A 10,630-nucleotide genomic window follows, 5' to 3' on the forward strand; every position below is an offset into this window, starting at 1 on the left:
GAAAAGTCTGCTTCTTAGGTGATTATCAGTCATCTAGCTGCAGAAACACATGTTGGGGCGCTCAGTTGCCCAGCACGTTTCACCTTCACCCGTAACCAGAACAAGGAGAGGCTCCATGGCATGGCGAGTTATTGTTCGTTTTTCCCTCAACGCCGATCAAGGTTCGGTTGTTAGAAATAACATCGCAAGAATCCTCGACGCTAGCAATATCAAAAACACCGCAACGGGTACTTGGGAGTCTTCGGGGTTGACTGAAACGGCTGCGGCACAAACGCTTGCTGATGTGATGAAAGAACTTGCCAATGCACCAACGCTCAACCACGGCGCCTATCTTGACCATCTTTGGATTTACGTCGACCGTTCAATTAGCACGAGTGAAGCAAACTGATGGATCTCATTGTATGAAAGCTCAACCATTTAAGCTCGCACAGTTTTTTCTAATACTGTTATCGCTGCTCCTATTTGTGGGTTGTGGCAGTGGATCTCGGACTGCTTCGACTATTAACTCGGATCCATCACTGTCCATCATTGGGGTAGAACGGTCACAGCCAGGTGATCCCGTCGATTGCAGTACCTGTTGTCGTCGATGTGTGACGGGTAAAGCCTGTGGCAATAGCTGCATCAACGTCAACTTGGAGTGCCATCAACCGCCGGGATGTGCCTGCAATAAGGTAGAAGATAGCTGTTATCTGCCTGAAGGTAGAAGATAGCTGTTATCTGCCTGCCCCGGATCCCTGTGCCCCATCCGTAGAGCGATCCCTATCCTCAGCGGATCCAGCTTTCTACACCGCCAGTTGTCGGTCTGCCGACTGTGTTGCTAATAACAATTTGGGTGACATTGCTGATAGCTTCATTAGCAGATGCCGAAAAGCATCAATCAGACAAGAATTTCCAGGAGAGCTTTTGAACGAAACACTTGGCAACATAAAGGCGGGAAATGCCGCAAACTACAAGAAAGCGTGGAAGCTGTTAAATGATCGCGGATTTTTGAAATAGTTGGAGAATCAGAATGGATCGTCAAGACATAAACGTTTATATCGCTGTGTTAGTTTATGAATCTTCATCATCATCGCCAGACTATAAAACTCTTTTTGAAGAGAGTTTTACGCTAATAAAGGCTAGTTCTCTAGAAGAAGCAAATCAGAAAGCCCAGGAATATGCAAACGCTCATACATGTACATTTAATAATGAAGTAGGTGACTCAATAACGTGGAAGTTAAAGCATATTGTTGATGTGAATCAAGTTTTGTATGATGTCGATCTTGATGGAGCAGAAATTTACGCTCGACATTTTCGTAATTATCAAGCATATAAAGAGTTTGAACCACTTTTGTCAGGTGAAGAACTATAGTTTGGCTTTCCTATGCTCAATTCTAATGGTCTCAATTCAATGTACTCAATACAATAAGCAAAAAAAATGGATCCCTCAACCAAGCTCAGAAATCTCGATATAGCGCGAGCCTCATCCCAAATCATTGTCATTATGTTGCCAGCCTTGGTAGAAAGTCAGTGATTGGTTAGGGATCCCTGGGGGCTGGTCACTGAGGATCCTGATGCTTTTGGGGCTGATGGGTTACCCATTGTACATCGACCGCACTGAGTCTCTTTGTTAAGGTTGAAATGTCATCTGCGTCGGAGACGTTATGTTGTCAGCCCCAGTCAAGTTTTGGTGATTAGGACATAGGGATCCCTGGGGGCTGGTCGCTGGGGATCCTGATGCTTTTGGGGCTGATGGGTTACCCAACATAACAAGTCACTGCACCCGACCTTGAGGTAGATTACTGATTGGGATCCTTGGTTTGGGGTGGCGGGTGAGTTCAGCCGTTAGCCAGCGCGACTTAATCTCAAGTGTAATAATATCCAACATCGAGGAGTTGGAAAGATGAACACAGTGATTACCATTCCTCTGGATGCAGATACAGCGAGACTTTACAGTCAAATTCCTGCTGACCTGCCAAGAAAGTTTCAGTTGTTACTTAACCTTTGGCTGCGCGACCTCATCGTACCACCGCGTCCCCTCCAGGTTGTCATAGATGAAATCAGCCAAAAAGCACAGGAGCGTGGCTTAACTCCTGAGATACTGGAATCTCTGCTGAATGTCGAATGAACCATGCTTTGTTTTTGATACCAATGTTGTTATCAGTGCGCTCCTGTTGAGATGTTCTGTCACTCGTCAAGTCTTTGACAGGGCAACACAGAGAGGCAAATTGCTTATCTCACGTGTGACCGTTGAAGAATTGAGCGATGTCCTGCGGCGCAAAGGATTTGAAAGGTATATAACCGAGGAAGAACGGATGGAGTTCTTGAGCACTTTTGTTAGAGATGGCGTCTTGGTGGAGATTGTAGAGCGCGTGGCGACGTGTCGTGATCCCAAAGACGACAAGTTTCTTGAACTGGCTGTTAATGGCAAGGCAAGATGTGCGTGCCGTTAGATGTACCCAGAGACAAGATGATGAGCAAGCTCAAATGCCCTCATTGCGGGAACCCAGGGATCCCTGTCCTCTGCAAGGTGTGCCTCGGCTCAACTGTGCCTGCGACCTGCAAAGCGTTATGAATCTTTGTTTGAGTCGTAATTGAGAGGAAATAGGTGAGCTATAATTCCTAATGGACTTTTCTTTTCATTGCAGGTTGGGTAATGCAAAAACAGGAAGTCCTTACATTACTGGCAAATCACCAGAACACTCTGAAGGACTTTGGCGTAAAGTCTCTAATGCTCTTTGGTTCAGTAGCAAGGGATGAAGCGCAAACAGACAGTGATATCGATCTGCTAGTAGAGTTTGACCGTCCAGTTGGATTGTTCACTTTTGTACGCTTGAAACGATATCTAGAGGAAATTTTAGAGAGTCCGGTTGATCTAGGTACGCCTGACTCCCTCAAGCCCTATCTGCAAGAATCCGTTCTCCGGGAGGTGGTTCGTGCCTTCTAGAGATTGGCAGAACAGAGTAAGATCGGAAATAGAGGCAATTAAGTTAGATGAGGATCCCTCTGGGCCAGGATATATGGTTGTTTCAGACTGCAGGAAAGCAACTTGGGGATCCCAGGTTCCCCTAGTCTGCTTTGGGAGACAGATAAGGGGTATGTTTGTGTTGGCCGGTTAGAGATCGAAGGCAGGGCAAATGTCCCAGACTTATTCGGAATGACTATACCTCTACAGGGGCTGAAGTCGGTGTTGCCAGGGAAAGTCGTATCATTGCTAGATTGAAGTCATGGGATCCCTGACTCTACCCGGTAGAACTGAACTTTATGACTGTCCCTCTGATTCACAACCGTGACGTTCTAGAGAGCCGTCTCAAGGAGATTCCTGCTGAACCCGGCGTATATTTGATGCGAGATGCCACAGATCAGATTCTCTATGTGGGCAAGTCCAAGAAGTTGCGCTCTCGCGTGCGATCTTATTTCCGCTTTACCGGCGACCTGCCTCCTCGCATTCAGCGCATGGTAGCTCAGGTTTGCGAGATCGAGTTTATCGTTACCGATAATGAAAGTGAAGCTTTAGCCCTAGAAGATAATCTGATTAAAACCCATCAGCCCCCCTACAATGTTCTTCTCAAGGATGACAAAAAGTATCCCTATTTGTGCATTACCTGGTCAGAGCCTTATCCCCAGCTTTACATCACCCGCCATCGTCGCCTTGATCGGAATCAAGATAAATATTACGGCCCCTACACGGATGTTGGTCTATTGCGCCACACCCTTGGACTGGTCAAACGGATTTTTCCCTTGCGCCAACGGCCCAAACCTCTGTACAAAGATCGCACCTGTTTGAACTACGACATTGGGCGCTGCCCCGGAGTATGCCAAGGCTTGATCAGCCCAGAAGAGTATCGCAAGACGCTGGCTCAAGTGGCCATGATCTTCCAAGGCCAGACAGATGAGCTGATCCGAGAGCTGCAGGAGAAGATGATCCAGGCCGCCGAACAGGAAAATTATGAGGCAGCCGCACGATATCGGGATCAAATTCGTGGTCTGGAACAATTGGGAGAATCCCAGAAGGTTTCTTTGCCCAATTCTACCGCCAGCCGTGATGCTCTGGCCTTAGCCATGAACGATTCGCGAGCTTGCATTCAGTTGTTTCAGGTGCGAGCGGGCAAGTTGGTGGGGCGACTGGGGTTTGTGGCCGAAAACCGCGGTGACGACCCAGGCCTTATCTTGCAGCGGGCTTTACAAGAGCATTATCAATACTGCGATCCGGTGGAAATTCCCTCTGAGATTTTGACCCAGTATGAATTGCCCGATCACGATTTTCTGGAGTCTTGGCTGAGCCAGAAAAAAGGCCGCAAGGTCAGCCTCATTGCCCCCCAACGGCAGAGCAAAGCTGAGTTGATCGAGTTGGTCGAGCGGAATGCCGAACTGGAGCTAACCCGCGCCCAGCGCCTGGCGGATCGGGATGCCGCGGCCTTGGAGCGCTTGGCAGAGGTCTTGGATTTGCCGGATGTGCCCCGTCGCCTAGAAGCCTACGATATTTCCCACATTCAGGGATCCGATGCTGTGGCCAGTCAGGTGGTGTTTATCGATGGCCTGCCTGCCAAACAGCACTACCGCCGCTACAAGATTCGCAACCCTGAGGTGCGCCCCGGTCACTCCGATGATTTTGCCAGCCATGCAGAAGTGGCCCGGCGTCGCTTCAGCAAAATGACCCCTGAGGATCAGCCGGATTTGGTGCTCATCGACGGGGGCAAGGGGCAGTTGTCGGCAGTCATGGCCGTCTTGGCGGATTTGGGGCTGGATCACCTGCCGGTAATTGCCTTGGCCAAGCGAGAAGAAGAGATCTTTCTGCCGGGGGATCCTGTGCCCTTGCGGTTGCCGGCCCAAGATCCGGCTCGCTTGTTGTTGCAACGCCTGCGAGATGAAGCCCACCGATTTGCTCTCGCCTTTCATCGCCAGCAACGGAAAGCGCGTCAACATGCCTCTACGCTGGACGAGATCCCCGGCTTGGGCAAGTATCGGCAAAAGCTGCTGATGGAAGAATTTCGGTCGATTGCCCGCATTCAGGTGGCCTCAGAAGACCAGTTGGCTCAAGTGCCCGGCATTGGCCCGAAGATTGCCCGGCAGATTTACCGCTACTTTCACCCGGAAACTCAGGCGGGATCCCCGGAGACTGCAGGGGTGGAGTAGTTGAGAATCCGCACAGGGATCCCTGCCCTACCGGCAGCCCACGGGGTAACATCCACAGAAACCTAAGCGCCCTTCCTCGCCCGTGATTTTACGGGGTTAGGGGGGAACTTGTAGTGCGGGAAACATCGCTTAAGGCAGAAATGATACATAATCCCAAGGACAGGTGTTCTCAGTGCCCTGGTACTGCTTGCCAATAGGGGATCCTGATGTTGGCCGAACTTGATGTGCTCCTGGAAAATGCCCCCATTGGGATCTTTCGTGTGGATCTGCAGGGACGATACCGGTTTGCCAATGCCAAGCTTGCCGAGATATATGGCTATACTTCCTCTGCCCATTTGATGCGCCATCTGTCGGATTTTGGCCATCATCTCTATGCTGACGCTGCCGGTCGTCGCCAGTTTTTCCAGGATCTGCTTGCAGGCAAAGTCGGCGATGGGAGAGTGGCCCAAGAGTTTTTGATCCACAGTCGCAAGGGCTTGGACTTGTGGGTGCGAGAACAAATTCAAGTTGTCCGCAATCCAGCAGGGGATCCCCTCTATTTTGAGGGGTATGTGGAAGACATCACGGCGCGGAAGCAGGCTGAACAAGCGCTTGCAGAGAGCCAACTCCGCTACAAAAGGTTGGTTTGTGCTATCCCACAAGCCTTAATGATCTTTAGCCAAGAAGGCCAATGCCTGGAGCTGATTTCTTCCCCGGAGAATGCTTGTGTTGCCTCACTCCCAGCAGAGCACCTTCAGGGAAAAGCAGTGCAAGAGCTGTTCGGCTCTGAGGTTAGCGACCAACTCCGGAGGCTGATTGACCGTTGCTTGAGCAGCGGATCCCAGCAAACCTTGGAATATCCCCTAACCAACTCAGCGGGAGAGCTCCGTTACCAAGAAATTTGCATAGTTCCCTACGGAGCAAATTGCGTGCTTGGCTGCATTCAAGATATTACCGAGCGCAAGCGTCTAGAGCTGGCCTTGTTGGAGATTCAACAGCGATTCTGGGGAATTGTGGAGTCCTGCAATTTGGGCATCTCTCTGCTGCCTCTTGAGCCAGAAGCTAGTCCGCATGGCATGAACTCAGCCCTCAAGGATATAACAGGATATTCTGCAGAGGAATTGAAGGCTTTGCCTCTGGAGGCTTGTATCCCAGACTTGGCCGATGTTGAAACTCTAAAAAAACTTTGGCAGGAGTTGGTTGATGGCCGGCGCAGTCATTATGAATGGGAACATCGCTACACCCGAAAGAATGGCCAAATCATCTGGACAAAGTCCCAGGTTTATGTTGTTAGAGATGAAGAACAAAAGCCTCTATTTGCCGTTTACTTCCTGGATGATATTAGCGAGCGCCGATCCATCAAATCTGCTCTTGAGGAAATTCAAAACCAATTGCAGGGGATCTTCAACTTCTGTAGCCAAGGGATTGCTCTGATGAGCTTGGATCCTGATCCCCGGTATCTCAGCCTCAACCCGGCAATGGCAGAGATTACAGGGTACAGCGAGGAAGATTGGTCGGCTCTGAAAGCGGAAGATTACACTCCCTATCCCGAAGACCGAGAACGGGGCGAGATACTCTGGAATGAATTGATTGCCGGATACGCTAGCAACTATGAATATGAAAAGGTGATCCGCCGTAAAGATGGCAGAGAGATCTGGGTTCGCCTGCAACTGTCTGTAGTGCGAAACGCTCAAAACGAGCCTCTGTTTGCCATTCAATTTCTAGAAGACATTTCCGAGCGAAAAAGGGCCGAAACTCACCTGCGAGAAAGTTTGGCCGATCTGGCCCGCAGCGAAGCACGTTACCGCGCTCTTTACGAAGCGATCCCAGATATGCTTTTGCAAGTGGATCGGCAAGGGCTAGTCTTGTCCTATAAGCCCCCCAGAGGATTTGCATCCGCCTATCCCGATGACCGCTATCTCAACCAATACATTCAAGATCTGTTTCCAGAGCATTGGAAAACCTACTTTGCCCCTTTGCTAGAGAAAGCCTTTCAAACGGGAGAAATTCAGGTTATTGAATATCCGCTTCCCAAAACTTCTCAAGACGCGGCGGAAGCATTGCCGGAATATCGCGAGGCCCGTCTGTTGCCCTTTGGGCCGGATGAGGCCATTGTTTTGGTGCGCGATATCACCCTGCGCAAGCGCCTGGAGCTGGCCCAGCAAACACGAGAAGCTGAATTAACAGCCCTGGTGCAACAGCGAACCCAGCAACTGGAACGCAGTCTGCAGTTTGAATCGATTCTGCGCCGCCTTACCCATCAGATACGGGCAACTCTGGACGAAAAGCAGATCTTGCAGACGGTTGTGAACGAGCTGGGGAAATTTTTGGGCGTTCTTTTTTGCAATGTCGGCCTTTACGATAGCCGCCGAACCTACTCCCTGATCAGCTATGAATACACGACGCTTTCGACCTCTGGGGTCGGGGCTCGGGTTTGGATGAGAGATTTTCCCCTCTTATACGAACAGCTATGGCGAGGCTGGTGCTTTCAACTGTGCGCTCGGGATCGCCAACGGGATCCCGACACTTTGCCCCCCTATCTGACCAAGCTGGCCTGCCCCATTGCGGACGATCAGGGCATTCTTGGGGATCTGTGGCTGGCTCGGCCTCCTGAGGAGAGTTTTAGCGATTGGGAAATCGATTTGGCCCAGCAAATGGCGGCCCAGTGCGCGATTGCCTTGCGACAGGCCAGGCTCTACCTCAGCAGCCAGGCTCAGGTGACGGAATTGAAAAAACTCAGCCAAATTAGGGATAACTTCCTGGCCGCCGTCTCCCATGAGCTGCGCACTCCCCTTACCAGCATTAGCCTCTCGGTTCACCTGTTAAGGTTAAGCCATCAAACCTCCCCCCTTACCCCTAAGCAAATTCAATATCTTGAGGTTCTGGAGCAGGAGTGCAAGCGAAAGATCTCCCTAATTAACGATCTTCTGGATCTACAAACTTTGTTGGGCGATAGGCTTACGCTGCCCTCTGAGAAGGTTAACTTGCCTTTCCTTTTGGCACCTCTCATCAATCGGTTCCAAGACCAGATGCGCAAGCGGCAGCAAACTCTACAAGTTCACTGGGATCCCCACCTGCCCTATCTGCACACCCATCCCCGCCTGTTGGAACGCTTGGTCTGTGAGCTTTTGACCAATGCCCACAAATTTACGCCCGCCGGCAAACACATTGTCCTAGAGGCTGTTGCTTTAGGTTCCGACCGCTGGGAGCTGCGCTTGACCAACACGGGCACCACCATTCCCCTCGAAGAACAAGAACGCATTTTCGAGCAGTTTTATCGCATCCCCCACTCGGATCCCTGGCAGCAGGGGGGAACAGGCTTGGGATTGGCTCTGGCCCAAGCCATTGCCAACCACTTGGGTGGCTCTTTGCAGGTGGAGAGCACCGCCCACCAAACTACCTTTGTTCTTCGCCTGCCTGTAGCCAAATCTTGTTGACGATTCGGTTTGGGCCACTTATGGTGAGATTTACCATATGGGGGGCAGGGTGAAGGTAGCGCTGTTGCAGTTGAACTACACTGTCGGCGATCTGAGCGGAAATGCTGAGCGCATCCGTTCAGCGGTTGAGGCAGTGGCGGCGGCGGGAGCAGAGTTGGCCATCACCTCGGAGCTGGCGTTGCTGGGGTATCCACCTCGCGATTTGTTGCTCTACCCGGCCCTGATCGAGAGAGCGAACCAAGTTTTGCAGCACTTGGCCAGTCGGCTACAGGCCAGCATTCCGGTAGTCGTGGGATCCGTGCAGCCCAATCCTCTGCCTGAGGGTCGGCCCCTTTACAATGCTGCTGCCTGGCTGGAGGGGGGCCAGATCCGCCATTGGTTCCAGAAGTCGCTCTTGCCCACCTACGATGTATTCGATGAGGATCGCTATTTTGAGCCGGGATCCCAGCCCCAACCCATCGAGTACCGTGGCCGCCGCCTGGGCTTTACCATTTGTGAAGACATTTGGAACGACCGCGACTTTTGGCAGCACCGCCGCTACCACTGGGATCCGGTGGAAGAGATGGCCCGCTGCGGTGCCGACCTGCTGATTAACCTCTCGGCTTCCCCCTTCAGCCTGGGCAAACAGAAGTTGCGGGTGGAGATGCTGGGATCCCTGGCCCGCAAGCACGCCCTGCCCATTCTCTACGTCAATCAGGTGGGGGGCAATGATGATTTGATCTTCGATGGGGCCAGTTGCGCCCTGGATCGCTGGGGTCGGGTTGTGGCCCAAGCGGCTGCCTTTCAGCCGGATCACCTCATCCTGGATGTGGACGAGTTGACGCAGTCTCCCAACCCAGACCAGAGCCCACCGACCGCGGGATCCCGCTGGCCGACCGAACCAGAAGCCGAGCTGTACGAAGCCTTGGTTTTGGGCACCCGCGATTACGTCAGCAAATGTGGCTTTCGCGAGGTGGTATTGGGCCTGTCGGGAGGGATCGATTCTGCCGTCACTGCTGTGATTGCTGCCGATGCTTTGGGGCCGGAGCGGGTGCTGGGGGTGCTCATGCCCTCTCCCTATTCCAGCCCTGGCAGCCTGACCGACGCCTACCAACTGGCGCAAAACCTGGGGATCCCGACCCTGAAGCTGCCGATTCAGTCCATCATGGAGAGCTACCACCAGCTTTTGGCAGAGCCCTTTGCCGGCCTCCCCCCCGACATCACGGAAGAAAACCTGCAATCGCGCATTCGCGGCACCCTCCTCATGGCCCTTTCCAACAAGTTCGGGCGGCTGCTGCTGACCACAGGCAACAAATCAGAGCTAGCAGTGGGCTACTGCACCATTTACGGGGATATGTCCGGCGGCCTGGCGGTGATCTCCGATGTGCCCAAGACCTGGGTGTACCGCTTGGCTCGCTGGATCAACCGACAGCAGGAGCGGATCCCGCTTGCTACGCTGACCAAGCCCCCCTCGGCAGAATTGCGACCTGGCCAACAAGATAGCGACAGCTTGCCCCCCTACGATTTGCTGGACAAGATCCTGCAGCGGCACATCGAGCAGCATCAATCCAGCCCCGAGTTGGTGGCTCAAGGGTTCGATCCCGACACGGTGCAGCAGGTGCTGCGGCTGGTTCAGAATGCCGAGTTCAAGCGACACCAAGCTCCCCCTGGGCTGCGCATTACCGATCGCGCCTTCGGCACCGGCTGGCGCATGCCAATCGCCAAGCGGCAGGAAGGGATCATCTAATGGAACTAGTGGGATACCCTCACCAAATTTTCGGGCTGGAGGCCCGCACCATAGCCGCAGGCGTGGTGTCGGGAGGAAAGCCCTCCTCCATATAGGTTTGCCGGTCAAAAGCCTGGATGAACTACAATAAGCCCATGAGCCAGACTATATCCGTACGTTGCAAGCTGATAGTCCCACAAGAGTTGCGTCAAGAAATTGACCGCACTTTGCAGGGCTTTGCGAACGCTTGCAACCAGATTCTCGACACCGCCAAACAAAAGAACTGCTGGAACACCGCTAAGCTGCACCACTTGGTCTATCGGCCGGTAAGGGCAGCAACGGGGCTGAAGGCCAACCACGTCTGTCAGGCGCTCCGTCGGGTGATTAGCAATGC

Annotated in this window: 8 protein-coding genes and 1 pseudogene; all 9 read left to right on the forward strand. The window is 52.5% G+C overall.

The genetic code is table 11. The features are described from left to right. Positions 1–115: 115 nt before the first annotated feature. On the forward strand, positions 116–388 hold the full coding sequence (locus ACVWZ1_RS07335) for a hypothetical protein (RefSeq protein WP_457502985.1): 273 nt from the start codon (positions 116–118) through the stop codon (positions 386–388). 621 nt (positions 389–1,009) lie between these two features. Further along, positions 1,010–1,351 carry a DUF4288 domain-containing protein gene (locus tag ACVWZ1_RS07340; protein ID WP_457502986.1) on the forward strand — a complete coding sequence of 114 codons (342 nt, stop codon included), beginning with the start codon at positions 1,010–1,012 and terminating at the stop codon, positions 1,349–1,351. 531 nt (positions 1,352–1,882) lie between these two features. Then, on the forward strand, positions 1,883–2,107 hold the full coding sequence (locus ACVWZ1_RS07345; RefSeq protein WP_457502987.1) for a hypothetical protein: 225 nt from the start codon (positions 1,883–1,885) through the stop codon (positions 2,105–2,107). Continuing rightward, positions 2,097–2,432 carry a putative toxin-antitoxin system toxin component, PIN family gene (locus ACVWZ1_RS07350; RefSeq protein ID WP_414329508.1) on the forward strand — a complete coding sequence of 112 codons (336 nt, stop codon included), beginning with the start codon at positions 2,097–2,099 and terminating at the stop codon, positions 2,430–2,432. Before ACVWZ1_RS07345 ends, ACVWZ1_RS07350 begins: the two co-directional genes overlap by 11 nt. A 203-nt stretch (positions 2,433–2,635) precedes the next feature. Continuing rightward, positions 2,636–2,926 carry a nucleotidyltransferase family protein gene (locus ACVWZ1_RS07355; protein WP_414329506.1) on the forward strand — a complete coding sequence of 97 codons (291 nt, stop codon included), beginning with the start codon at positions 2,636–2,638 and terminating at the stop codon, positions 2,924–2,926. A 317-nt stretch (positions 2,927–3,243) separates the two neighbouring features. Continuing rightward, a complete protein-coding gene (uvrC, locus tag ACVWZ1_RS07360; protein WP_457502989.1) occupies positions 3,244–5,115 on the forward strand; it encodes an excinuclease ABC subunit UvrC in 1,872 nt (623 codons plus the stop codon). 206 nt (positions 5,116–5,321) lie between these two features. Further along, positions 5,322–8,531: a PAS domain S-box protein gene (locus ACVWZ1_RS07365; protein ID WP_457502990.1), complete on the forward strand. Its 3,210-nt coding sequence runs from the start codon at positions 5,322–5,324 to the stop codon at positions 8,529–8,531. 49 nt (positions 8,532–8,580) lie between these two features. Beyond that, positions 8,581–10,257 carry an NAD+ synthase gene (locus tag ACVWZ1_RS07370; protein WP_457502993.1) on the forward strand — a complete coding sequence of 559 codons (1,677 nt, stop codon included), beginning with the start codon at positions 8,581–8,583 and terminating at the stop codon, positions 10,255–10,257. Between the two features lie 134 nt (positions 10,258–10,391). Then, positions 10,392–10,630 (forward strand): annotated as a pseudogene (locus ACVWZ1_RS07375) (RNA-guided endonuclease TnpB family protein); the annotation flags it as partial.

The organism is Thermostichus sp. MS-CIW-25 (assembly GCF_054060015.1).